Annotated in this window: 20 protein-coding genes, 2 tRNA genes and 1 riboswitch; of the genes, 14 read left to right on the forward strand and 8 right to left on the reverse strand. The window is 64.1% G+C overall.

Annotation, left to right across the window (positions count from 1 at the left end; translation table 11 throughout):
- The first annotated feature begins 65 nt into the window (after nt 1-65).
- Nucleotides 66-167: riboswitch (S-adenosyl-L-homocysteine riboswitch) on the forward strand.
- Nucleotides 168-240: 73 nt separating this feature from the next.
- The 3 genes from ahcY to BI347_RS10725 all read left to right on the forward strand — a co-directional run bounded on the left by ahcY (nt 241) and on the right by BI347_RS10725 (nt 3208).
- Nucleotides 241-1641, forward strand: coding sequence for an adenosylhomocysteinase (ahcY, locus tag BI347_RS10715; protein WP_071112562.1), 1401 nt, complete (start codon nt 241-243; stop codon nt 1639-1641).
- A 130-nt stretch (nt 1642-1771) separates the two neighbouring features.
- Nucleotides 1772-2608, forward strand: coding sequence for a methylenetetrahydrofolate reductase [NAD(P)H] (metF, locus tag BI347_RS10720; protein ID WP_071112563.1), 837 nt, complete (start codon nt 1772-1774; stop codon nt 2606-2608).
- Between the two features lie 54 nt (nt 2609-2662).
- Nucleotides 2663-3208 (forward strand): TIGR00645 family protein, encoded by a 546-nt coding sequence (locus BI347_RS10725; RefSeq protein WP_071112564.1) that lies wholly within the window; start codon nt 2663-2665, stop codon nt 3206-3208.
- Nucleotides 3209-3275: 67 nt separating this feature from the next.
- Here the strand turns inward: BI347_RS10725 and BI347_RS10730 are convergent, their stop codons facing one another.
- A complete protein-coding gene (locus BI347_RS10730) occupies nt 3276-3761 on the reverse strand; it encodes an Lrp/AsnC family transcriptional regulator (protein ID WP_071112565.1) in 486 nt (161 codons plus the stop codon).
- Between the two features lie 425 nt (nt 3762-4186).
- On the opposite strand from BI347_RS10730, the gene hppD reads away from it, so the two are divergent.
- The 6 genes from hppD (at nt 4187) to BI347_RS10760 (ending at nt 8562) form a co-directional block, all read left to right on the forward strand.
- Entirely contained in the window at nt 4187-5263 is a 1077-nt protein-coding gene (gene hppD / locus BI347_RS10735; RefSeq protein WP_071112566.1) for a 4-hydroxyphenylpyruvate dioxygenase, read from the forward strand.
- Nucleotides 5264-5377: 114 nt separating this feature from the next.
- Complete coding sequence (locus tag BI347_RS10740; RefSeq protein ID WP_071116394.1) at nt 5378-6511, forward strand: homogentisate 1,2-dioxygenase; 1134 nt, start codon at nt 5378-5380, stop codon at nt 6509-6511.
- Between the two features lie 117 nt (nt 6512-6628).
- Nucleotides 6629-7606: a fumarylacetoacetate hydrolase family protein gene (locus tag BI347_RS10745; RefSeq protein WP_071112567.1), complete on the forward strand. Its 978-nt coding sequence runs from the start codon at nt 6629-6631 to the stop codon at nt 7604-7606.
- A complete protein-coding gene (gene maiA / locus BI347_RS10750; protein ID WP_071112568.1) occupies nt 7599-8243 on the forward strand; it encodes a maleylacetoacetate isomerase in 645 nt (214 codons plus the stop codon). Before BI347_RS10745 ends, maiA begins: the two co-directional genes overlap by 8 nt.
- 161 nt (nt 8244-8404) lie before the next feature.
- A tRNA-Phe gene (locus tag BI347_RS10755) sits at nt 8405-8480 on the forward strand.
- A 6-nt stretch (nt 8481-8486) separates the two neighbouring features.
- Nucleotides 8487-8562 (forward strand) — tRNA-Phe (locus BI347_RS10760).
- A gap of 3 nt (nt 8563-8565) precedes the next feature.
- Here the strand turns inward: BI347_RS10760 and BI347_RS23540 are convergent.
- Nucleotides 8566-8820, reverse strand: a complete 255-nt coding sequence (locus tag BI347_RS23540) for a hypothetical protein (protein WP_139167205.1) — start codon at nt 8818-8820, stop codon at nt 8566-8568.
- Nucleotides 8821-9177: 357 nt separating this feature from the next.
- Between BI347_RS23540 and BI347_RS10765 the strand changes: the two genes are divergently transcribed.
- A complete protein-coding gene (locus BI347_RS10765; RefSeq protein WP_071112569.1) occupies nt 9178-9432 on the forward strand; it encodes a hypothetical protein in 255 nt (84 codons plus the stop codon).
- A 298-nt stretch (nt 9433-9730) separates the two neighbouring features.
- Here BI347_RS10765 and BI347_RS10770 read toward each other — a convergent pair whose 3' ends face one another.
- From BI347_RS10770 to BI347_RS10780, 3 genes are all read right to left on the reverse strand, one after another.
- Nucleotides 9731-10924 (reverse strand): MFS transporter, encoded by a 1194-nt coding sequence (locus BI347_RS10770; protein WP_071115864.1) that lies wholly within the window; start codon nt 10922-10924, stop codon nt 9731-9733.
- A 167-nt stretch (nt 10925-11091) separates the two neighbouring features.
- On the reverse strand, nt 11092-12483 hold the full coding sequence (locus tag BI347_RS10775) for a protein-tyrosine phosphatase family protein (RefSeq protein WP_071115865.1): 1392 nt from the start codon (nt 12481-12483) through the stop codon (nt 11092-11094).
- 74 nt (nt 12484-12557) lie between these two features.
- Nucleotides 12558-12962, reverse strand: a complete 405-nt coding sequence (locus BI347_RS10780; RefSeq protein WP_071115866.1) for a CesT family type III secretion system chaperone — start codon at nt 12960-12962, stop codon at nt 12558-12560.
- Between the two features lie 257 nt (nt 12963-13219).
- On the opposite strand from BI347_RS10780, the gene BI347_RS10785 reads away from it, so the two are divergent.
- A complete protein-coding gene (locus BI347_RS10785) occupies nt 13220-14017 on the forward strand; it encodes a Cof-type HAD-IIB family hydrolase (RefSeq protein WP_071115867.1) in 798 nt (265 codons plus the stop codon).
- Between the two features lie 138 nt (nt 14018-14155).
- Entirely contained in the window at nt 14156-15310 is a 1155-nt protein-coding gene (gene cfa / locus BI347_RS10790; protein WP_071115868.1) for a cyclopropane fatty acyl phospholipid synthase, read from the forward strand.
- Nucleotides 15311-15373: 63 nt separating this feature from the next.
- Here cfa and ptsG read toward each other — a convergent pair whose 3' ends face one another.
- The 3 genes from ptsG to BI347_RS10805 all read right to left on the reverse strand — a co-directional run bounded on the left by ptsG (nt 15374) and on the right by BI347_RS10805 (nt 20667).
- The gene (ptsG, locus tag BI347_RS10795) at nt 15374-17137 is read right to left on the reverse strand and encodes a PTS glucose transporter subunit IIBC (RefSeq protein WP_071112574.1); all 1764 of its coding nucleotides are present in this window, start codon (nt 17135-17137) and stop codon (nt 15374-15376) included.
- Nucleotides 17138-17311: 174 nt separating this feature from the next.
- On the reverse strand, nt 17312-19825 hold the full coding sequence (ptsP, locus tag BI347_RS10800) for a phosphoenolpyruvate--protein phosphotransferase (protein ID WP_071115869.1): 2514 nt from the start codon (nt 19823-19825) through the stop codon (nt 17312-17314).
- Between the two features lie 440 nt (nt 19826-20265).
- Complete coding sequence (locus BI347_RS10805) at nt 20266-20667, reverse strand: DoxX family protein (RefSeq protein WP_071115870.1); 402 nt, start codon at nt 20665-20667, stop codon at nt 20266-20268.
- Nucleotides 20668-20768: 101 nt separating this feature from the next.
- On the opposite strand from BI347_RS10805, the gene BI347_RS10810 reads away from it, so the two are divergent.
- Together BI347_RS10810 and BI347_RS10815 are read left to right on the forward strand one after the other, a co-directional pair.
- On the forward strand, nt 20769-21653 hold the full coding sequence (locus BI347_RS10810; RefSeq protein ID WP_071115871.1) for a LysR family transcriptional regulator: 885 nt from the start codon (nt 20769-20771) through the stop codon (nt 21651-21653).
- Between the two features lie 563 nt (nt 21654-22216).
- Nucleotides 22217-22537 (forward strand): hypothetical protein, encoded by a 321-nt coding sequence (locus BI347_RS10815; RefSeq protein WP_071112578.1) that lies wholly within the window; start codon nt 22217-22219, stop codon nt 22535-22537.
- The last annotated feature ends 28 nt before the right edge of the window (nt 22538-22565 follow it).

Genomic DNA, 22565 nt, shown 5'->3' on the forward strand with positions numbered 1-22565 from the left:
GCCAGTTTATCGCCTAGGCATGACTTGTCCTATCCTTTCGCGTATGACTAGGTATAATTACTTCGCATCCCGAGGAGCGCTGCGAGGATCGGTTCAAGATTGAGCCGCATCCCCAGGCTCGGGAGGCGTGGAGACGAAAGTCTGCGACAAAACGGCGCTCACCTGACTCATGACCGTGGCGGGTACGGGATGGCGGGTGAGCCCTATCCCTCCCGGCCGCGTGAACAAGGATTGCTCACGATGGCTGATTTTTCCGATTTTCACGTAGCTGACATCAAGCTTGCCGACTGGGGTCGCAAGGAACTGAATATCGCCGAGACCGAAATGCCCGGTCTGATGGCGACCCGCGACGAATACCGTGCCAGCCAGCCGCTGCGCGGCGCCCGTATCGCCGGCAGCCTGCACATGACGGTGCAGACCGCGGTGCTGATCGAGACCCTGACCGCGCTGGGCGCCGAAGTGCGCTGGGCGTCGTGCAATATCTTCTCCACTCAGGACCACGCCGCCGCCGCCATCGCCGCCGCCGGCATCCCGGTATTCGCCTTCAAGGGTGAAAGCCTGGACGAATACTGGGAGTTCAGCCACAAGATCTTCGAGTGGCCGGAAGGGCAACCGGCCAACATGATTCTGGACGACGGCGGCGACGCCACCCTGCTGCTGCTGCTGGGCAGCAAGGCCGAGCAGGACATCGGCGTGATCGCTCACGCCACCAACGAGGAAGAGACCGCGCTGTTCGCCTCGATCAAGCGCCACCTGGCCATCGATCCGCGCTGGTATTCCAAGCGCCTGGTTCACATCCAGGGCGTGACCGAGGAAACCACCACCGGCGTGCACCGCCTGTACCAGATGCAAAAGGACGGCCACCTGCCGTTCCCGGCGATCAATGTCAACGATTCCGTCACCAAGTCCAAGTTCGACAATCTGTACGGCTGCCGCGAATCGCTGGTTGACGGCATCAAGCGCGCCACCGACGTGATGATCGCCGGCAAGGTGGCGGTGGTGCTGGGTTACGGCGATGTGGGCAAGGGCTGCGCGCAAAGCCTGCGCGGCCTGGGCGCCACGGTATGGGTAACCGAGATTGACCCGATCTGCGCGCTGCAGGCTGCGATGGAAGGCTACCGCGTGGTTCGGATGGACGAGGTGGCCGGCGAGGCCGACATCTTCGTCACCGCCACCGGCAACGTCGGCGTGATCACCCACGAGCACATGAAGAAGATGCGCAATAACGCCATCGTCTGCAATATTGGCCACTTCGACAGCGAAATCGAAGTCGCCAGCCTGCGCCAGCACCGGTGGGAAAACATCAAGCCGCAGGTGGACCACATTATCTTCCCGGACGGCAAGCGCGTGATCCTGCTGGCCGAGGGCCGCTTGGTGAATCTGGGCTGCGCCACCGGCCACCCCAGCTTCGTGATGTCCAACAGCTTCACCAACCAGGTGCTGGCGCAGATCGAGCTGTTCGCCAACGGCCAGAACTACGACAAGAAAGTGTATGTGCTGCCCAAGCATCTGGATGAAAAGGTGGCGCGGCTGCACCTGGCGCGCATCGGCGCCCGCCTGACCGAGCTGTCCGATCAGCAGTCGGCCTACATCAGCGTGCCCAAGCAGGGTCCTTATAAGCCGGATCACTATCGTTATTGATTTTTGAACCAAGGCGCAACGGACAGCCCCCCTAGAATGGAGCTGTCCGTTTTTTTCGGACCAGGATAAAGCAGCCAGGCACATCGAGGCCGGCGACGACAAGATAGCCAGGGCGATAGAGAGGATCACGATGACGCAGACGCCACGCACCTTCAGTTTCGAGTTTTTCCCGCCCAAGACGCCGGAGGGCATCGCCAAGCTGCGCACCACCCGCCAGCAGCTCGCGCAGTTCAAGCCGCAGTTTTTCTCGGTGACTTTCGGCGCCGGCGGAACTACCCGCGACGGCACGCTGTCCACCGTGCTGGAGATCCGCAGCGAAGGCCAGGCGGCGGCGCCGCATCTGTCCTGCATCGGCTCCACCCGGGAAAACATCGCTGCCATCCTGGACGAATACCGCAACAACGGCATCCGCCATCTGGTGGCGCTGCGCGGCGACATCCCGTCCGGCATGGTGGCGGCCGGCGAGTTCCGCTACGCCAACGAGTTGGTGTCTTTCATCCGCGAACAGCACGGCGGCCACTTCCACATCGAGGTGGCGGCCTATCCTGAGTTCCATCCGCAGGCACGTTCGGCCGAGGACGACATCAACAATTTCGTCCGCAAGGTGCGGGCCGGCGCCGATTCGGCGATGACCCAGTATTTCTTCAACGCCGACAGCTATTTCCGTTTTGTCGACGAGGTCCGCGCCCGCGGGGTGGACATTCCGGTGGTGCCGGGTATCATGCCGATCTCCAATTTCGGCCAGCTGTGCCGCTTCTCCGACATGTGCGGGGCGGAAGTGCCGCGCTGGCTCAGGCAGCGGATGCAGGCCTATTATGACGACACCGCGTCCATCCGCGCGCTGGGGCTGGACGTGGTGACCGAGCTGTGCGACCGCCTGCTGCAGGGCGGCGCGCCCGGCCTGCATTTCTACACTTTGAACCAGGCAGGACTGGTCTCCACCATCTGGCAGAGGCTGGGCCTGTGACGGCCGGCGGGCGCTCGAAGCGGGCGCCCGCGGCTTGCAACATCAGGAAGCCTCATGCAAGAAAACAGAATTAGCGGAACCGAGCCCAGGAAATCGTTGCTGGGCCAGGTCATTTTCAGCAGCCGTTGGCTGCAACTGCCCATCTACCTGGGCCTGATCGTGGTGCAGGGCGTCTACGCCTGGAAATTCCTCGCCCAGCTGTGGGAACTGCTGCTTGGGCTGGATCACATGACCGAGACCGACATCATGCTGGCGGTGCTGGGTCTGATCGACGTGGTGATGATCGCCAACCTGCTGGTGATGGTGACGGTGGGAGGCTACGAAACCTTCGTCTCCAGGCTGCGCATCGACAGCCATCCGGACCAGCCGGAGTGGCTGGACCACGTCAACGCCTCGGTGCTGAAGGTAAAGCTGTCGATGGCCATCATCAGCATTTCGTCGATCCACCTGCTGCAGACCTTCATCAACGCCAGCCGGATAGACGAGCACACCATCAAGTGGCAGCTGTTCCTGCATCTGGCCTTCCTGCTGTCGGCGGCGGCCATCGCCTATACCGACAAGCTGCTGTCCAGCACCACCGCGCAGCAGCAGGGGCACTGAGCCTCCTGCGGCGCCCACCATGAGAAATGGCCCTCGCGGGCCATTTCTCATTGCGTTTTGCAAGCTCTCACATGCTGCGCAGCTGTCCCAGCGGCAGCGCGGTGGTGCGCTTGATCTCCTTTAGCACGAAGCTGGACTTCACATCCTCGACGCCCGGATGCTGCAACAGCTCGTCCATCACGAAGCGCGAGAAGTGCTCCATGTCTTCGAAGTAAACCTGCAGCAGGTAGTCCATCTCGCCGGTCATGGCGAAGCAGTTGATCACCTCCGGCCAGTTCTGCACCGCCTCGATGAAGCTTTGCAGATGCAGATTGCCGCGTTTCTCCAGCGTAACTCGCACCCAGGCCTGCAGGCCCAAACCGATATGCGCAGGATCGAGCAGGGCGACGTACTGGCGGATGACGCCAGACTCTTCCAGCTGTTTCAGCCGGCGCAGGCAGGGCGACGGGGACAGGGCTACGCGTTCGGCCAGCTCGACGTTGGTCAACCTGCCGTCATGCTGTAGTTCGGCCAGAATACGCAAGTCTGTCTTGTCTAATGTGAGACTTGGCATATTTTCTCCTGATTATCGGTATGTTGAGACATTTTATTCTTCAATATTGCTCAAAGTAAGCCATTTAGCAAGATAATTGCTGCCAGCTTTCCATAGAATAAAAAGCCTAAATCAAGCAAACGGCAGCATCAGACTGCCGGTGCATGTCGATGGTGTGTGACAGCAGATAACGATTCGTTCGGAGGAGAGCTTGCCGTGCCGCCATCGGCGGTCGGCGCCTGTTCACGTGTCCCCGCGTGAACCGCGGTTTTCCTCTCTCTGTCTCTTCCCGCCCTGTCGAACTGCCATCCGCCCGCATCGCGGGAGGGAGGGCGGCCTGCTTACATAACGCGGTCCGCCTGCAGACGTTTACAAGTAGCGCTCAAGCCGAGTCGATTGTCGGTGCAAGAAAATTCCTGCGCCGGCCTATAACAGAGGAGAAACTGATGAAAATGGAAGCCATGCTGCAAAATCCGCTAGCCACCGACGGTTTTGAGTTCGTCGAATACACCGCTCCCGACGCCGATGGCGTGGAGAAGCTGAACCAGCTGTTCCTGTCGCTGGGCTTCACCGAGGTCGCTCGCCACCGCAGCAAGGACGTGCGTCTGTATCGTCAGGGCGACATCAACTTCATCCTGAACGCCGAACGCAGCCAGCCGGCCAGCGAGTTCGCCAAGGCGCACGGCCCGTCGGCTTGTGCGATGGCCTGGCGCGTCAAGGACGCCGCCAAGGCGTACGAGTATGCGCTGTCGCACGGCGCCAAGCCCTATCAGCGCCCGGTCGGCGCGATGGAGCTGAACATCCCGGCGGTGCAGGGCATAGGCGGCTCCGCGCTGTACTTCGTCGACCGCTACGGCAAGGGCAAGGACATCTACGAGATCGACTTCGTGCCGCTGGAGGGCGTGGACCAGCATCCGGCCGGCGTCGGCCTGACCCTGATCGACCACCTGACCCATAACGTCAGCCGTGGCAATATGGCGACTTGGGCCGACTTCTACACCGGTATCGCCAACTTCCGCGAGATCCGCTACTTCGACATCGAAGGCAAGCTGACCGGCCTGGTGTCCAAGGCGATGACCAGCCCCTGCGGCAAGATCCGCATCCCGATCAACGAATCGTCCGACGATAAGAGCCAGATCGAGGAATTCCTGCGCCAGTACAACGGCGAAGGCATCCAGCACATCGCGCTGACCACCGACGACATCTACGCCACGGTGGAAACGCTGCGCGCGCGCGGCACCCGCTTCCTGGATACGCCGGACACCTATTACGCCAAGGTGGACAGCCGCGTGCCGGATCACGGCGAAGACGTGGCCCGCCTGCAGAGGAACCACATCCTGATCGACGGCGCGCCGGTTGAAGGCATCTTGCTGCAGATCTTCACCGAAACCGTGATCGGCCCGATCTTCTTCGAGATCATCCAGCGCAAGGGCAACGAGGGCTTCGGCGAAGGCAACTTCAAGGCCTTGTTCGAGTCCATCGAGGAAGACCAGATCCGCCGCGGCGTGCTGAAGGGTGACTGATAGCCGGTTGCCGCCAGGCCGGGGTTGCCCCGGCCTGGTTTAGAGTGCTTGCCCATGGAAGCCGGTTTTCCCGCCGCCATGGGTTTCGATGCTTTATCGATCAGGACATTCATCATGCGTAAATGGATCAGTTTTCCGCACCGTGAGGGCACTTTCTCGCGCCAGGCGCACGCCGACTTCCCGGCCGAGGCCATCTACGAGCGCGAAGTGGGCCGCAGCGGCTTCTTCGGTCCGGCCACCCACCTGCACCACAAGCATCCGCCCACCGGCTGGAGCAACTGGGAAGGCCCGCTGCGTCCGCGCGCCTTCGACCTGAACGAGCTGCCGCACGGCACGCCGGCGCCGTGGGACGCGCCGCTGGTGTTGCACAATAATCAATGCAAGCTGCGGATCTGGCGCTGCGACAAGGCGATGACCCAGCTGTTCCGCAACGCCGACGGTGACGACCTGCTGTTCATCCACGCCGGCAGCGGCGAGCTGTTCTGCGACTACGGCCACCTCAGCTACCGCGACGGCGACTACATTCTGGTGCCGCGCTCGACCAGCTGGCGCATCGAGCCGGCGGCGCCCACCACCATGCTGCTGATCGAAACCAGCAATGGTGGCTACCAGCTGCCGGAAAAAGGCCTGGTGGGCCCGCACGCCATTTTCGACGAGGCGATGCTGGACGTGCCGGCGATAGACGACGCCTTCCGCGCGCAGCAGACAGAGGAGGAATGGCAGGTGGTGATCAAGCGCCGCGGCGCGCTGTCCACCGTCACCTACCCGTTCAATCCGCTGGACGCCATCGGCTGGCACGGCAATAACGCGGTGGCGCGCATCAACTGGCGCGACATCCGTCCGCTGATGAGCCACCGCTATCACCTGCCGCCGTCGGCGCACACCACTTTCGTCGCCGACGGCTTCGTGGTGTGCACCTTTGTGCCGCGGCCCATCGAGTCCGATCCGGGCGCGCTCAAGGTTCCGTTCTATCACAACAACGACGACTACGACGAAGTGATCTTCTACCATGCCGGCGACTTCTTCAGCCGCGACAACATCAAGCCCGGCATGCTGACCTTCCACCCGGCCGGCTTTACCCACGGCCCGCACCCGAAGGCCTTCGCCAAGGCGATGACCGAGCCGAAGAAGTTCACCGACGAAGTGGCGGTGATGATAGACGCCCGCGACGCGCTGGAGCAGGGTCCTGGCCTCGCCAGCGTGGAGTGGCAGGGATATGTCGACAGCTGGAAGCCGAAGCAGGCCTGACGCCATTGTGGCTGCGCTTCTCCCTCGGCCTGCTCGCGACGCCATCGCGTTCAGGCCAGGTCGAGCATTGATATCGAGGAACGGTCCGAAGCGGCCGTAAGCAGAAAGAACATCAAGATGAAATTAGCCACCTACCAAAACCACACCCGCGACGGCCAACTGCTGGTCGTCAGCCGTGACCTCTCCCGCGCAGTGGCGGTGCCCGCCATCGCCGCTACCCTGCAGGCCGCGCTGGACAACTGGGCGCTGGCCGAGCCGCGCCTGCAGGAAGTCTACGCCGCGCTGAACCATGGCCAGGTGCCGGACGAGATCGCCTTCGATGCCAGGCGTTGCCACAGCCCGTTGCCGCGCGCCTACCAGTGGGCCGATGGCAGCGCTTACCTGAACCATGTCGAGCTGGTGCGCAAGGCGCGCGGCGCCGAAGTGCCGGAGAGCTTCTATGTCGACCCGCTGATGTACCAAGGCGGCTCCGACGCTTTTCTCGCGCCCACCGCCGACATTCCGCTGCGCGACGAGGCCTGGGGCCTGGATTTCGAGGGCGAAGTGGCGGTGATCACCGGCGATGTGCCGCTGGGCGCGCCTGCCGACGCCAAGCATATCCGTCTGTTGATGCTGGTCAACGATGTGACGCTGCGCAACCTGATCCCGCCGGAACTGGCCAAGGGCTTTGGCTTCTTCCAGAGCAAGCCGGCCACCGCCTTCTCGCCGGTGGCGGTCACCCCGGACGAACTGGGCGATGCCTGGCGCGAAGGCAAGGTGCATTTACCGCTTCTGGTGGACTACAACGGTGGCTTCTACGGCAAGCCCAATTGCGGCGTGGAAATGCAGTTCAGCTTCCCGCAACTGGTGGCGCATGTTTCCAGGACCCGCGAACTGGTCGCCGGCTCCGTGGTCGGCTCCGGCACCATCTCCAACAAGGACCGGGCGATGGGCTCCTGCTGCCTGGCCGAGCAGCGGATGATCGAAACCATCGAGCAGGGCGCGCCGAAGACCCCGTTCATGACGGTTGGCGACAGCGTGCGCATCGAAATGAAGAACGCAGCCGGCGAAAGCATTTTCGGCGCGATCGAGCAAAGGGTTGTCAAGCATGGCTGAACGCGTGCTGTACGGCTACTTCCGTTCCAGCGCCGCCTACCGGGTGCGCATCGCGTTGAATCTGAAGGGGCTGGCGTACCGGCAGCGGCCGGTCAACCTGCTCAAGGGCGAGCAGAAGAGCGCCGAGTACCTGGCGCTCAACCCGCACGGCATGGTGCCGCTGCTGGACGACGGCGGGGTGAAAATCGTCCAGTCGCTGGCGATCTGCGAATATCTGGACGACGCCTACCCGGACACCGCGCGGCTGTTGCCGTCGGACCCAGTGGCCAGGGCGCGCGCGCGTTCGATTGCGTTGGCGATCGCCGCCGACATCCACCCGTTGCAGAACCCGCGCGTCGGCAAGCATTTGCAGGCGGAGTTCGGCGTCGGCGAGGATGGCAAGACCGAGTGGATCCGCCACTGGATCCGCACCGGTTTCGACGCGCTGGAGCAACAGCTGGCGGCATCGCCTGCCCGCTACGCGGCGGGCGACGAGCCGACGCTGGCCGACGTCTGCCTGTTGCCGCAGGTGTTCAGCGCGCGCCGTTTCGCTGTCGACCTGGCGCCTTATCCGCACATCGTGCGGATAGCCGAAGCGCTGGACGCGCTGCCGGCCTTTGCCGATGCCCATCCGGCCAAGCAGCCCGACGCGGTGTGAGCTAAGTGTTTGTTCCCGCAGCCTGTCCGCCTTGGCGGGCAGGCTGCTTTGTTTTGCGCGGGCTTTTGCCAGGCATGTTCCTGCAATTATTTCTTGACGCAATGGGCTTCATCTGATTAAATGCGTGGCTCTGACGGCGCAGCAGCGCTGAAGGAAAAAGTGGCCAGTTAGCTCAGTTGGTAGAGCAGCGGATTGAAAATCCGCGTGTCCGTGGTTCGATTCCGCGACTGGCCACCACAGCAAGGCCAGTTAGCTCAGTTGGTAGAGCAGCGGATTGAAAATCCGCGTGTCCGTGGTTCGATTCCGCGACTGGCCACCAGATTCAGACGCCCAGCAAGCAATTGCTGGGCGTTTTGCGTTGTGCCGCAGGCCGTGACGGGTGGATCGTGAAATCCCGCGGCGGCGAGCGGTGTGAATGTCTTGGGCTGATGAAAATGGCGGCGCCATTACCTGGGCGGGCAAAGCCGCCTGTCTTGAGCTTTTCTCCAGATGTTGGCAAGGATGAGACCATGCCGGTAAATCGCAGCATGCTGGTGTTCGGAGTATTGATGATGGGTGTTTGCGGCTTGTTTGGCATGCATCCGGCTTCTGCGGGTGTTTATGAAGTGGCCCCGCAGGGCGAATATGCCCGGATCGATACGCGATTTCTAGAGATGCAGTCCAGGGGCTTGAGAACGGGTCGGCCGGGAAGCGGGAGGCGGCGATCGCCGCTATCAAGGCTCATCCCGAAAGCTACGCTCTTCCGGTACTATATGCGCTATCCGGGATTCTGTTTTCGGCAGGGGAAAAGGATGATGCCGCATTCTGGTTCTATGCGGGCCAGTTGCGGGCGCGGATTGACGCCAATATATGCACGGACTCGTCTGCTGCCGGGGCTGTCGGAGTTTTGAATAACCGCTATGGCCCGCCGATCAACGTATATGCTTTTCAAGACATGGCCAAGCTGAAGAAGCTGATTCCCAAGGTGGTGGAGTGGGAGCGTGGCTTGCCCTATCGTTATGATCGCCGCTGGATCAATCTCTATGGCATGGACGGAGTGATGTCCGGCTTGCAGGCTCGAGACGGGGCTGACTCTGCGAGAGGGTTCAGTCATCCTGAAGATCAGTGGGATGCCATTGCCGAGAAGACTCGGACTTTTTATTTGGATTCCTTCTGGAAAATGGTCAAGCGGAGAGGGGCCGAGAATTGAGTTGTGGAGACGCTGCGATTGTAGCAAGGCGGTTGGCTCCAGGCTGATCCTAGGTATGGCAGTTTGATTGAAAAGAGCGCGTCCACCGACGCGCTCTTTGTCGAAATGGCTATGCCGGCTATCAATTTGATTGGCCCATGGACGCAGACTGCCAGCGTGGACGGTGCTACCGGGCATCGTTGGCGTAGATCGGCTTGGCGGCCTGTTTCGTCTTGAGGAAGGTCCGGTTTTGCAAATGGGCCGGATCGGCCGGCGTGCGGCTGCACCACCAGGTGATTGCGGCTGGCCGCGCCGGCTTTCAGTCTTCGACGGCGTGTTTGGATAGGCGCGCGCGAGGGAGGGCGGCGGCGATCAGCAGCGCGCAGACTCCCGCCGCCAGCGCCAGGCTGAGCCCGGCCCGGGCGCCGTAGGCGTCGGTTGCCAGGCCGCACAGCGAGGCGCCGCCGGCCACGCCCAGCTGGATGCCGGTGACCAGCCAGGTCAGGCTTTCAGTCAAGCGCGCGCGCGGAACCGCCTTTTCCACCATTTCCATCGCGACGATCAGCGTCGGCGCGAAGGACAATCCCGACAGCAACATCACCGCCGCCAGCCAAACGACATTCGGCGCCAGCGCGATCAAGGCCGAACTGGCCGCGGTGGCTGCGCAGCAGCACAGCAGCAGCCTATCCAGCGGCATCGCCGGCTTGAGCGCGCCGAAGACCAGTCCGCCGATGCCGGAACCCAGCGCGTACAGCGCCAGCACCCAGCCGGCGGCGAACGGCAAACCCTGCGCCTTGGCGAAGGCCACGGAAGCGACATCGATGGTGCCGGCGATGGCGCCCAGTGTTCCCATCAACAGCGCCAAGGTCGGCACCGGCCGCAAAAAGAGCGCCGAACGGCGGCTGTCCGGCGTGATGGGATGGGGCGGCGGTTCGGTGGTTTTCTGCTGCAGCAGCGCGGAAACGCTGAATAGGATAAGCAGCGCGGCCAAGAGCGGGCCGGCCTCGGGAAACCAGACCATGCACAGGCCTATCGACAGCGGTGGCCCCATGACGAAGGCGATCTCGCTCAAGACGCTGTCCAGCGCGAACGCCGTCGGCAGCAGCGCCTTGCCTTCCAGCAAGCGCGCCCAGCGCGCCCGGGTCATCGCCGGGATGCTGGGCAGGCAGCCCGCCGGGGCCGCGCAGAGGTATAGCGTCCAATGTGGCGCGTTCAGGTGGTTGCACAGGACCAGCGCCAGCAGGGCGAAAGCGCCGATGCCGGTGGCCGGAGGCAGTACCCGGCTTTGGCCATAGCGGTCGGCCAGCCGCGATACCTGCGGCGAAAGTAGGGCTGAGGACAGCGTCAAAGTGGCGGCGACCGCGCCGGCTAGGCTGTAGCTGTTACGAGTCAGCGACAGCATGGTGATGACGCCCACAGCCACCATCGTGCCGGGCAGGCGGGCCACCCAGCCGGCTAGCGCAAGCGCCGCGACGCCCGGCGTGCGGAACAGCTGGCCGTATCGATTGCTCATGGGGGTTTTCCTTGCGATTTGCGGCGCGCCGGCGGGGAGCGCTCGTGCCAATGGGTCAAGCTAGCCGTCCCTTATGTCTTTGTCAATTTGGCGGAGGCCGGCTTCAAGCGGCCGGAGGCAAGAAAAAAGCACGCCATCAGGCGTGCTTTTTTCCATCGGCGTCCAACTCAGCGCGGCGGCAGCGGCGGCGCGTCGTTGGCATAGATCGGTTCGGCCCGCGCCGGACTGGCCTGTTCCGACTGCAGGATGGCCCGTCCTTGTTGCCGGGCGAGATCCGCCAGCGTGTTCAATTGCTCCGAGGTCTGGACCATCAGGTGATTGCGGCTGCGGCGCATGTCGCCGACGATGGACTCCAGGCTGGAGACGCCGGGCTTCAGCAGCTCAGTCGCGGCGATCAACTGGCCGGTGCGGCCGACGCCGGCGCGGCAGTGGATCACCGGCAGCATCTTGTCCCGATGCTTGAGCGCGCTGCTGTTGCCGCGCTGGTAGACGCCAATCTGCTTCTCTTTCACAGTATTGACGTGTTCGGCCAGCGCTTTGAGCGCGGTGGCCCCTTGCGCGCCGAAGTCTGCCCAGTTGGGCACATGCAGCACCGGAATGGAGATTTTCTTGCGGTCTCCATCCTGCACGGCCAACTGGTAGGCGCGCACTTCCAGGCCGCCGGCCAGCCGGGTGTGGCCGCTTTCCCGCGCGGCGACGGCAACCTTGCCGTATTGGCCGCTTTGGGAAAAGTAGGGCGGCAGCGGATTGCGGCTGCCCTGGCTGCCGGCGATGTCGTGGTCGGAGGCCAGCACCACCAGCACCGGGGTGCGGTTGGCGGCCAGCATGGCGAAATAGCTTTCGAGCTGACCGGCGCCGGGATACTGGCTGGCGATGGCGACATTGACGCCATCCACCTGCACGCGGTTGGCCGGCAGGCGGGCGCCGTCCGGCGCCTGCACCATGGTGGCGGCGGCGGTGGGGATGTCGCGGAAGCGGGCGCTGGCCAGGTCGTCGACGAAGGGCGCTCCGCTGGCGGCCGGCCCGGCCTGCTGCTGCAATTGGTTGAACAGGCCGGTACGGTTGTCGCTGCTGCCCAGCGCGCGGGCCAGTGCGGCCTTTTGGCCATCCGGGGAGCCGGCGGCGGGTTGCGTCAGCTTCAGATGCTGCAGGCCGCGGCGCTGGCTCAGCGTGGCGGTTTCCTGTCTTAGCGCCTGAGGCGCCTGCTGGTCGGCCCAGCGCAGGTGCGGCTTGGCGCTGGGGCCGGCCTGGTGAGCCCGGTCTTGGGCGTTGGGGCTGGTGTGGCTGTTGGCGCGGGTATTCAGCCGGGTCGCCAGATCGTTGAGGCGGATGTCGCGCGGCCGCTCCTGAGGCTCCAGCAACTGATGTTGGCGCAGGAATTGTTGCGCGCGGCGCGTCTGGTCGGGATGCAGCAGGTAGGAGCGCCCGGTGTAGACCACCAGGCTGCCGTCCTTGCGGATGCCGATGCGGGCGGTGTCTGCGTCGATGCCGCCGCTCAGTTGGTTAAGTTGGCAAAGGTTGGGCCGGGCCATGTGGATGCCGGTATGGATGGTGCTCATCTTGCTTCTTTCTTAGTGGATTGCCCTGCGGGCTTATGGCGGAGCCGGGCGAGCGGGCGCGGCTCCGAAAGGACTCAACGCGGCGCGTCGGCCGTCTGCAACAGCGCCTCGGCGCGGGCGACCAGCGCATCGAAGGCGGCGGCGAGCTGGGGCAGGTCGAGGCCGCGGCATGGCAGGCGCAGCCAGCAGCACAACCGGTGTTCGGCGTCCAGGGCGGCAACCGGTTGCCAGGCCTGCCCGCACAGCTGGTTGCCGCGCAAGGCCTGGGCCTGCAGCGTTTCTTCGCTTTGGGGCGGGCATTCGCCCAGTTCCGCCAGCATGAACCAGTTGTCGTGGTCGATGGCGCCCAGGTGGACGTTGAAGCGTTGTTCCACCGTCAGGCTGATCACTTCCTGGCCGGAGGCCGGAGCCGGTGCGGCGAAACCCAGATGTTGCAGCAATTCGCTGGCGCAATGGTGAAAGGCGGAAAGGTCTTGCATGGAGCGGCATCCTTGCCCGGCGGTGTCCGGGAAATACATTTGTCAATTAGGCGATTCTTATGCATGCGGCCGAAGCCGGCTTCCAGAATTCGCTCATGGCAAGGGGCGGGCGATGGTTCGCTGGGTCCGCGCTTGGTGGGAATGGTCGGCAAGCGGATTGGCTGCATTGGCATTTGCGCAACGATTCGCGCGCAAGGCGGTCCGACTGTTAGCGCTATCAGCGTATAATCAACCACTTCCGCCGCACCGGAGTTCGCATGTCTTACCGTTTCATCGCCTCGGATCTCGACGGCACCCTGCTGGACCAGCACCACGCCGTCAATTCCCTCACCGCCGTCACTTTGCAGACCCTGGAAGCCAGGGGAGTGCAGTTCGCCCTCGCCACCGGCCGCCATCATCTGGACGTTAAGGGCATACGCCAGGCGCTGGGCGTGCGCGCCCACCTGATCACCTCCAACGGCGCCCGCATCCACGATCCGGACGGCAAGCTGATCCATAGCCACGACATTCCGCCGCAGCTGGCGCGCGCGCTGGCGCAGCCGGAGTTCGCCGTTGGCGCCATCCTCAATTTCTATCTGGACGACGAGTGGCTGATCGACCAGCCATGCCAGGATTTCCTGGACATGCATCGCGATTCCGGCCTGCAGTACCGCATCAGCAAGCTGGCCGAGCACGACGGCGTGGGCGTGGGCAAGGTGCTGTACATCGGCGAGCATGACCATCTGCTGCGGGTGGAACAGGCCTTGCAGCAACGCTTCGGCGCGCAGCTCTACATCACCTTCTCGCTGGAGAACTGCCTGGAGGTGATGGCCGCCGGCGTGTCCAAAGGCCATGCGCTGGGGCTGGTGCTGCAGCGGCTGGGCATCGACCCGGCGCATTGCCTGGCCTTTGGCGACGGGCAGAATGATGTCGAGCTGCTGCGCGCCGCCGGCCACCCGCGGCTGATGGGCAACGCGCATCCGCGCCTCAGCGGCGAACTGCCGGACGCCCGCCGCATCGCCAGCAATGCCGAGTCCGGCGTGGCGCAGCACTTGCGCGAACTGTTCGCGCTGTAGGCGCCGGCTGGTAAATCTCTCGCTCCGCTAGGCAAAGCGCGGCGGGGCGCGATAATCTGGAAGAAGGAAGCCGCGCAGTTCTGTTTGAGATCGTCGATTGAGTTCACCAAGCCGTATGGCGTTCGTCCGGGAGATGCCATGAATTCATCCTGTCTTGAAAACGAAAGCGCAGTCGAGCACGCGCCTGGCCATGCCATCATCGCCGAGATGCTGGCGCAGGCCGGCATCGCCATCAACGGTTGCCAGCCCTTCGACATCCGCGTCGTCGACCCCCGTTTCTACCGCCGCGTGCTACAGCAGGGCTCGCTGGGGCTGGGGGAGAGCTATATGGACGGCTGGTGGGAGTGCGAGCGGCTGGACATCTTCTTCCAGCGTGCGCTGCGCGCCGGCCTGGAGCACAGGCTGCCGCGCGGCTGGCGCGACATCCTGTATGTGCTTGCCGCCCGCCTGGTCAATCTGCAGTCGCTGCGGCGCGCGCGCCGGGTCGGCGAGCGGCATTACGACCTGGGCAATGATCTGTTCGAGGCGATGCTGGACCCGCACATGCAGTATTCCTGCGGCTATTGGAAGGACGCGTCCACGCTGGAGGAGGCGCAGGAGGCCAAGCTCAAGCTGATCTGCGACAAGCTGCGACTGGCCCCCGGCATGCATCTGTTGGACATCGGCTGCGGCTGGGGCGGCCTGGCGGCCTATGCCGCCCGCCACTATGGCGTGTCGGTCACCGGCGTCACCATTTCCCGGCAGCAGTTGCAGCTGGCGCAGCAGCGCTGCGCCGGGCTGGACGTCGACATCCGGCTGCAGGATTACCGCCATCTGCATTTGCAGGCAGACCGCATCGCCTCCGTCGGCATGTTCGAGCATGTCGGGCCGCGCAATTATTCGGCCTATTTCGAGATCGCCGCCCGCAATCTGAAGCCTGACGGCCTGTTCCTGCTGCATACCTGCGGCTCGAAGCAGACCGACGCTCGGGTGGACCCGTGGACGGAGAAATACATCTTTCCCAACGGCTGCCTGCCCTCGGTCCATCATATCGCCCAGGCCAGCGAGCCTTATTGGCTGATGGAGGACTGGCACAACTTCGGCGCCGACTACGACCTGACGCTGATGGCCTGGCTGCAGCGCTTCGTCCAGGCCTGGCCGCAACTGGCGGCCAACTATTCCGAGCGCTTCTACCGCATGTTCAGCTATTACCTGTGCGCTTGCGCTGGGGCGTTCCGCGCGCGCGACCTGCAGCTGTGGCAGGTGCTGTTTAGCCGACATGGGGTGGAGGGCGGGTTGCGGGTGGCGCGCTGAGGCGCGCGGGAAAAGAAAAACGCCAGCGGAATGCTGGCGTTTTTGTCGGCGCTACCGCTTGGGTCAGGCTTGCAGCGCGGCCGCCAGCGTGCTTGCCTGGTCGCCGACGATCAGGTGCAGCGTGCCCGGAGCAAGCTGCATCACGGCCATCACGCCGGCGGCGCGGGCCGCCGCCTCGTCGAAGCGGGCGCCGTCCTTCAGTTCCACCCGTAGGCGGGTGTGGGCGATGGCTTCGACCTTGGCGAGGTTGGCCTTGCCGCCCAGCGCCTGCTTCAGCGCGCCGACGTCGGCTTGCGCCGCCGCGGGGGCTACGGGCGCAAGGGAGGGAGCCGGCTGGGCCGGAGCGGCGGGAGCGACGCTCACTTCCGCATCGGCGCCGGCGCCGCGCAGGTAGATTTCCATATCGGTTTTCAGGTTTTCCGAGCGCGGGCCGAAGATGGCCTGCACGCCGCTGCCCACCACCACCACGCCGGAAGCGCCCATGCCCTTCAGGCGGGCCTGGTCCACCTTGGCGATGTCCTGCACCGAGATGCGCAGGCGGGTGATGCAGGCGTCCAGGCTGCGAATGTTGCTGCGGCCGCCGAAGGCCAGCACCAGTTCGCGGGCGCGCTGGTCTTCGCTGACCGCCGCGCCGGCTTCGCTGCTTTCATCTTCGCGGCCCGGAGTCTTCAGGTTGAACTTGACGATGACGAAGCGGAACACGCTGTAGTAGATCGCGGCGTAGATCGGGCCGAGGATGAACACGTACCAGGCATGTTTGGCCTTGTCGCCGATCAGGTTGAACATCAGGAAGTCGATGCCGCCTTGCGAGAAGGTGAAACCCATGTGCATGTCCAGCGTGTTGGCTACGAACTGCGCCGACGCGGCCAGACAGGCGTGGATGAAGTACAGCACCGGGGCGACGAACAGGAAGGCGAATTCGATCGGCTCGGTGATGCCGGTGAGGAAGGAGGTCAGCGCGGCGGAGATCATGATGCCGCCGACCTTGACGCGGTTTTCCGGCCTGGCGGTGTGCCAGATGGCGACCGCCGCGGCGGGCAGGCCGAACATCTTGAACAGGAAGGCGCCGGACAGGATGCCGGCGGTCGGGTCGCCGGCGAAGAAGCGGTTTATGTCGCCGTGGATGACGGTGCCGTTGGCTCCCGGGAAGGCGCCGATTTCAAAGAAGAACGGCACGTTCCAGATGTGGTGCAGGCCGAAGGGGATCAGCATCCGTTCGACAAAGCCGTACACGGTGGCGGCGGTCGCCGGGCTGCTGTAAGCCGCCCACATCGAGAAGGCCTTGATGCCGTTGCCGATGGGAGGCCAGACGAAGGACAGCACCACGCCCAGCGCGATGGCGCCGATGGCGGTGATGATGGGCACGAAACGCTTGCCGGCGAAGAAGCCCAGGTATTCGGGCAGGCTGATCCGGTAGAAGCGGTTGAACATGTATGCCGCCAGGCCGCCGGCCAGGATGCCGCCGAACACGCCGGTCTGGATCGACGGCAGGCCCATGATGGTGTCGGGCTTGATTCCCATCAGACCGGCCATCACGCCCAGGGTGGCGGTGGTGACCAGATGGCCGATCACGGCAGCGATGGCCGCCACGCCGTCGTTTTCGGTGAAGCCCAGCGCCACGCCCACGGCGAAGATCAGCGGCAGGTTGCCGAAGATCACGTCGCCGGAGTGCTTCATCAGCGACAGGATCGCCAGGATGACAGTGTTCTGGGTGTGGAAGTCGGTCGCGCCGATACCAAGCAGCAGACCGGCCACCGGCAGTACCGCCACCGGTAGCATCAGGGCCTTGCCCACTTTCTGCAAGTTAGCGAATGCTGAGCTAAACATGATTATTATCCTGCTTTGACATGCTTATGAAATGTCGAGCGGCTGTGACGCCGTCCCCCTCTATACAAGCCCCGTCGCCTGGCCTTGCCGCCAGCGTGATGCGGACGGCGCCAGGTTCACCCTGGCGGTCTCCCCGTCCGGCATTGCGGCGCGTCCCGCGCCGGGACTCATTCCTTAGCGAGCGTGTTGGTTCAGATGGTGGCGCACGTCGGTCACGGTGGACAGCGCCAGCACATCGTTGGCCAGTTGTTGGCACTCGGCCAGGCTCCAGCGCGCCAGCGTGGCTTTCACCGAGGCGACGGCGGGGGTGCTGACCGACAGCTCCGATACGCCCATGCCCACCAGCAGCGGCGCGGCGCGCTCGTCGGAAGCCAGGCCGCCGCAGACGCCGACCCATTTGCCGTGGGCGCGGGCGCCGTCACAAGTCATCGCAATCATGTTGAGCACCGCCGGATGCAGCGCGTCGGCCTGCTTGGCCAGCTGCGGGTGGCCGCGGTCCATCGCCAGCACGTATTGGGTGAGGTCGTTGGTGCCGATGGAGAAGAAGTCCACTTCCGGCGCGAAGCGCGCCGCCAGCACAGCGGCCGACGGCACTTCCACCATGATCCCCACCTTGACGTCATGCTGGCCGCAGGACTGTTGTTCTTCCACCAGCACCGCCTTGGCGGCGCGAAGCTCTTCCAGCGACGCCACCATCGGGAACATGATGTGCAACTGGGTCAGCGGCGCGGCCTGCAGGATGGCGCGCAGCTGGGTGCGCAGCAGATCCGGGCGGTCCAGGCTGACGCGGATGCCGCGCAGGCCGAGGAAGGGGTTGTCCTCCTTGGGCAGCGGCAGGTAGGACAGCGGCTTGTCGCCGCCCACGTCCAGCGTGCGCACCACCAGCGGACGGTCCTTGCCCAGCGCTTCGGCTACCGCGCAGTATTCCGCCGCTTGCTCGGCTTCGGTCGGCGCGGTGTCGCGGTTGTCGAACAGGAATTCCGAACGCAAGAGACCCACGCCTTCGGCCCCCTTGGCCACCGCTTCGCGCGCGTCGGCGGCATTGCGGATATTGGCCACTACGTCGACTCGCACGCCGTCGCGGGTGGCGGCCGGCTGCATCGAGCCCTTGGCCTCATCGGCGCGGCGCTCTGCCAGGCGGGCGATTTCCTGCTCGGCGGCGGCCAGTTCGGCGGCATTCGGGGCAATGGCCAGCGTGCCTTCGCTGCCGTTTAGGATGACCTGCCGGCCCTCCGGCAGCTTCAGCGCCGCTTGCGAGATGCCGCAGATCGCCGGGATGCCCAGCGAGCGCGCCAGGATGGCCACATGGCTGGTGGCGCCGCCGGTGCGGGTACAGAAGCCCATCACCTTGGACGGGTCCAGCGCCGCGGTGTCGGACGGCGCCAAGTCTTCGGCGATCAGGATGGAGCCGGCAGGCAGTTCCAGCGCGGCCTGCTTGATGCCGGCCAGCAGCGCCAGCACGCGGCGGCCGACGTCGCGGATGTCGTTGGCGCGTTCGCGCAATAGCGGATTGTCCTGGGCTTCCAGCCGGGCGGAGTAGGCGCTGAACGCGGCGCGCCAGGCCCAGCCGGCGGACTTGCCTTCGGCCAGGCCGGTGTAGGTCAGCGCCAGCAGGTCGGGGTCTTGCAGCAGTTCCTGATGCATGGAGAGGATGGCCTGCTTGGCCGGGTCGGACAGTTGCGCCTTGACCAGCTCGATCTGGGCGGCCGCCTCCTCGGCGGCGCGGGCGAAGCTTTGTTGCTCGATATTGCCGCCCTTGCCTTGCTCGGGCACGTCGAATTCCTGCAGGCGGTGATGAACGATGCGGCCGATGGCGATGCCAGGCGAGGCGCCCACGCCCACCAGTTGCTTGTCGCTGTCCTGCTGTTGGATGGCGATGGGGGCTTCTGCCGGCGCTTGCGGCGCCTCCCCCGGCTTCTCGCCGCAGCGGTCGTTAAGCAGCTGGGTCAGTTCGGCGATGGCGGCAGCGGCGTCGCCGCCGTGGGCGCGGATGCGCACCGCGTCGCCCAGCTTGGTGGCCAGACCCATCACGGCCACCACCGATTTGGCGTTGGCCTCCTTGTCGGCCAAGAGCAGCTGGATGTCGGAGGAGAAGCTCTTGGCCTTGCTGGCGAACACCGCTGCGGGGCGGGCGTGCAGGCCGGCTGGGTTGCCGATGACGATGTCGGCCGACAGTTTCGGCTCGCCGTCCTGAAGCTGCGCCACCGCCTGGCCGTTGGCCAGCTGCAGGCTCAGCACCACGTCGCGGCCGGCATGCACCATGCCTTGGGCCGCTTGCATGCTGTGCACGCTTTCGCCGTTGGTGACGATGATCTGGGTGAGCAGGCTTGCGGCGTTGCGGCCCACCTGATCGATGTCGAAGTCGATCACGGCCTGGCCGGCGCTGACTTGCTGGCCTTGCTCGACCAGCGGGAAGAATCCTTCGCCCTTCAGCATCACGGTGTCGATGCCGATGTGCACCATCACTTCCACGCCTTCGGCAGTAGTGATGGTCAGCGCGTGGTGGGCGGAATGCAGATTGCTGACCACGCCTGCCACCGGCGCCAGCAGGCTGCCGGAAGTGGGATCGAGCGAGACGCCGTCGCCAACCATCTTGCCGGCAAACACCGGGTCCGGGACGCTGTCCAAGGGGACCAGCCACCCGGAAAGGGGGGCCAGAACATCGAGTCTTGGTGCGGTGGTGCCCATGAGAAACTCCTCAATTCGTGGATAATTCCAGTCGTTTTATTACGAGCGTCAATCAAGCCGGTTGGTTTTGTTCTGGCATTTGGCCCGCTAGGGTACACCCTGAGGCTTGGCTTGTCCTGACAGGATTCCGACAATTATATACAGGCTGTTGCCATGCGGCGTCGGCGGCCGGGCACAGGCGTATCTTGCCTAATATGTAGTTAAACTACAGACAAATTACGCAGCAGCTTGATGGCAATCAAGAAAATGTGCAAGTCGGAATTGTCCAGATTGGCTGCTGCGTTGCAGCATCCGTTCGCGAGTCGTGGAAATAGCGCTTGATTCTTGCGGGCTTGGGAAAGATAGGCGGGGAAAGGCCGCTGTTGCATTTTTGTAATGCAACTCTAATCGGCGGAGCCTGAAAGGAAAAGCCCCGCCGGAAGGTGGCGGGGCGGGAGGGCTTATGCTTTGGCTGTTGCCGGATTACGCGCCGGCTCACCCAGCAGGAACAGCGCAAGCGAGCTGGCGATCAGAAAGGCGGGATATTCCCAGCCGCCGCCCTCATTGGTGAACATCCAGCCCTTGGCGCCGTGCACCAGCGCGATGGCGCCCAGCAGTTGAGGGATCAGCAGCAGGGCGACCCAGCGCGCCTTGACGCCGGCGAGCAGCAGCAGGCCGCCGCCGATTTCCACCGCGATGGCGACATAGCCGAAGAAGCCGGGCAGGCCCAGGCTGGCGAAGTAGGTGGCGGTGCCGGCCGGGGTGAACACGAACAGCTTGAGCGCGCCGTGCGCGAGGTACATCAGGCCCAGCGACAGCCGCAGCAGCAGGATGGCGATATTGGGGTTTTGCAGGCGGTTCATGGCAAGCTCCGGGTGGGATTGGTATGGCGCTATTTGACCATCGGCTTTATATTCAATAAATATCTGATATTGAAAATTATTGTTTACCTTAAAGAAATAATATGGACAGATTCTCCGAAATCCGCGCCTTTGTCTGCGTGGCGGAATTGGGCAGCTTCGCCGCCGCCGCCGACCGGCTGGAATTGTCGCGGGCGATGGTGACCAAGCTGGTAGCGTCGCTGGAGAACCGGCTGGGCGCCCGGTTGATGCATCGTACCACCCGCAAGCTGTCGCTGACCGAGGCGGGCGAGACCTATCTGTCGCAGGCCGGCAGCCTGCTGGCGGAATTGGACGAACTGGACGCGCTGCTGTCGCATGGCGCCAGCGAGCCGGTGGGACGCCTGCGGGTGTCGGCGCCGGTGTCCTTCGGCATGCGCTACCTCGGCCGCATCATCGGCGGCTTCCACCAGCGCCATCCGCAAATCGAGGTGGAGCTGAGCCTAAACGACCGGCGGGTGGACCTGGTGGAGGAGGGCTTCGACCTGGCCTTACGGGTATCCAATCTCAGCGACTCCACACTGGTGGCGCGCCGCTTGGCGCAAATAGACGATCTTTTGGTGGCTGCGCCATCGTACCTCGCGCGCCACGGCGCGCCGGCACACCCGTCGGAGCTGGCTTCGCATCAGTGCCTGTTGTATGCGCTGACGGCGCAGCCCAATGTCTGGGATTACCAGGCGCCGGACGGCAGCCGCGACAAGGTGCGGGTGAAGGGGCCGCTGAAGGCCAATAACGGCGATGTGCTGACCGACGCGGCGATCAACGGCATGGGCATTGTGCTGCAGCCGCGTTTCCTGGTGGAGCAGGCCTTGGCCGATGGCGGCCTGGTGGCCATCCTGCAGGATTACCACTGGCATTGCCTGGACTTGTCGGTGGTCTACCCGGTGCGCAGGCATGTGCCGGGCAAGGTCAGGGTGTTTGTCGATTATCTGGCGGAATTCTTTGCCTGACGGCGTAATGACTTGAACATGTTAAAAGGAGGGAAATGGCGATGCGCGGGTTTTGGCTGTTCGCGGCGATTTGGATGGGATTGAGCCTGCAGGCATCCGCCCGGAGGCGAATTGCCAGCATATCCCGCTGCCGGTGTACCTGATACGGGCCGAGATGGATAAGGTGTAGGGGGACACCACGGTAGTATTTCGCACAGATGCGGCTGGGCGCTATGGCAGCCTGGTGGGGATGGAGTTTTCCGCAACGATTCCGGAAGATTACCGCGAAGATTTCCGTCCGGTCCTTCTCGCCTTGCTGCCGGAATGCCAATGCAAGCCCAATATCAGCCTTTGGCAGCGCCTCCGCTTTGCTCAGGAACGCTAGCGCGGCTTGCCGCCGGGCAATCTCTGTGGCCCTGAAACTGACTGGGGATGCAGCATCTTGCTGGATGGTTTCGGCAGCAGCGGCGGCGGCTTGCGCGGATCGGCGCCTATATTGATGTTCTAATGGAAAATATCTTTATCAGTCCTATAAAGGAAGCCGGCGCCGCGATTGCGCCGGACGGTATGGGAAGGAGAAGGATATGCGAAAAGCGATATGGCTGGCCGGCCTGTTGGCCGCCGGCATGGCGGCGGGCGCCGCGGCAACGGGCTGCGCTCACCAAGAGGCGCCGGATTACCCGTTGAAAGCTCTGCGCGACGAGGTGGGCGGCGTGGTCAAAGTGAGGTTTCATACCCGGGGCGACGGCACGGTGGCTGGGATCGAGAGTGCGGAGTTCCGGCAGATTCCGCCGCAGTATCGCAGCGGTTTCCGCTCGGAGATCAACAAGGCCCTGCGCGAATACCGTTGTGCGCCGGACGTCAGCTTGACTCAGGAGTTTGCGTTCCGGACGGAGGATGAATGACACCGGGCGGCGCGTTTCCGCGCCGCCT

The sequence above is a fragment of the Chromobacterium sphagni genome, assembly GCF_001855575.1.
In the GTDB taxonomy this organism is placed as follows: domain Bacteria; phylum Pseudomonadota; class Gammaproteobacteria; order Burkholderiales; family Chromobacteriaceae; genus Chromobacterium; species Chromobacterium sphagni.

Coding starts and splice junctions, on each gene's coding strand:
- BI347_RS10725 (WP_071112564.1), top strand. CDS start 2,663: ATGCAAGAAAACAGAATTAGCGGAACCGAGCCCAGGAAATCGTTGCTG.
- BI347_RS10765 (WP_071112569.1), top strand. CDS start 9,178: ATGGCCAAGCTGAAGAAGCTGATTCCCAAGGTGGTGGAGTGGGAGCGT.
- BI347_RS23540 (WP_139167205.1), bottom strand. CDS start 8,820: ATGCCAAACAAGCCGCAAACACCCATCATCAATACTCCGAACACCAGC.
- ptsP (WP_071115869.1), bottom strand. CDS start 19,825: ATGGGCACCACCGCACCAAGACTCGATGTTCTGGCCCCCCTTTCCGGG.
- BI347_RS10780 (WP_071115866.1), bottom strand. CDS start 12,962: ATGCAAGACCTTTCCGCCTTTCACCATTGCGCCAGCGAATTGCTGCAA.
- ptsG (WP_071112574.1), bottom strand. CDS start 17,137: ATGTTTAGCTCAGCATTCGCTAACTTGCAGAAAGTGGGCAAGGCCCTG.
- metF (WP_071112563.1), top strand. CDS start 1,772: ATGACGCAGACGCCACGCACCTTCAGTTTCGAGTTTTTCCCGCCCAAG.
- hppD (WP_071112566.1), top strand. CDS start 4,187: ATGAAAATGGAAGCCATGCTGCAAAATCCGCTAGCCACCGACGGTTTT.
- BI347_RS10775 (WP_071115865.1), bottom strand. CDS start 12,483: ATGAGCACCATCCATACCGGCATCCACATGGCCCGGCCCAACCTTTGC.
- BI347_RS10740 (WP_071116394.1), top strand. CDS start 5,378: ATGCGTAAATGGATCAGTTTTCCGCACCGTGAGGGCACTTTCTCGCGC.
- BI347_RS10745 (WP_071112567.1), top strand. CDS start 6,629: ATGAAATTAGCCACCTACCAAAACCACACCCGCGACGGCCAACTGCTG.
- maiA (WP_071112568.1), top strand. CDS start 7,599: ATGGCTGAACGCGTGCTGTACGGCTACTTCCGTTCCAGCGCCGCCTAC.
- ahcY (WP_071112562.1), top strand. CDS start 241: ATGGCTGATTTTTCCGATTTTCACGTAGCTGACATCAAGCTTGCCGAC.
- BI347_RS10805 (WP_071115870.1), bottom strand. CDS start 20,667: ATGAACCGCCTGCAAAACCCCAATATCGCCATCCTGCTGCTGCGGCTG.
- BI347_RS10730 (WP_071112565.1), bottom strand. CDS start 3,761: ATGCCAAGTCTCACATTAGACAAGACAGACTTGCGTATTCTGGCCGAA.
- BI347_RS10770 (WP_071115864.1), bottom strand. CDS start 10,924: ATGAGCAATCGATACGGCCAGCTGTTCCGCACGCCGGGCGTCGCGGCG.
- BI347_RS10810 (WP_071115871.1), top strand. CDS start 20,769: ATGGACAGATTCTCCGAAATCCGCGCCTTTGTCTGCGTGGCGGAATTG.
- BI347_RS10785 (WP_071115867.1), top strand. CDS start 13,220: ATGTCTTACCGTTTCATCGCCTCGGATCTCGACGGCACCCTGCTGGAC.
- BI347_RS10815 (WP_071112578.1), top strand. CDS start 22,217: ATGCGAAAAGCGATATGGCTGGCCGGCCTGTTGGCCGCCGGCATGGCG.
- cfa (WP_071115868.1), top strand. CDS start 14,156: ATGAATTCATCCTGTCTTGAAAACGAAAGCGCAGTCGAGCACGCGCCT.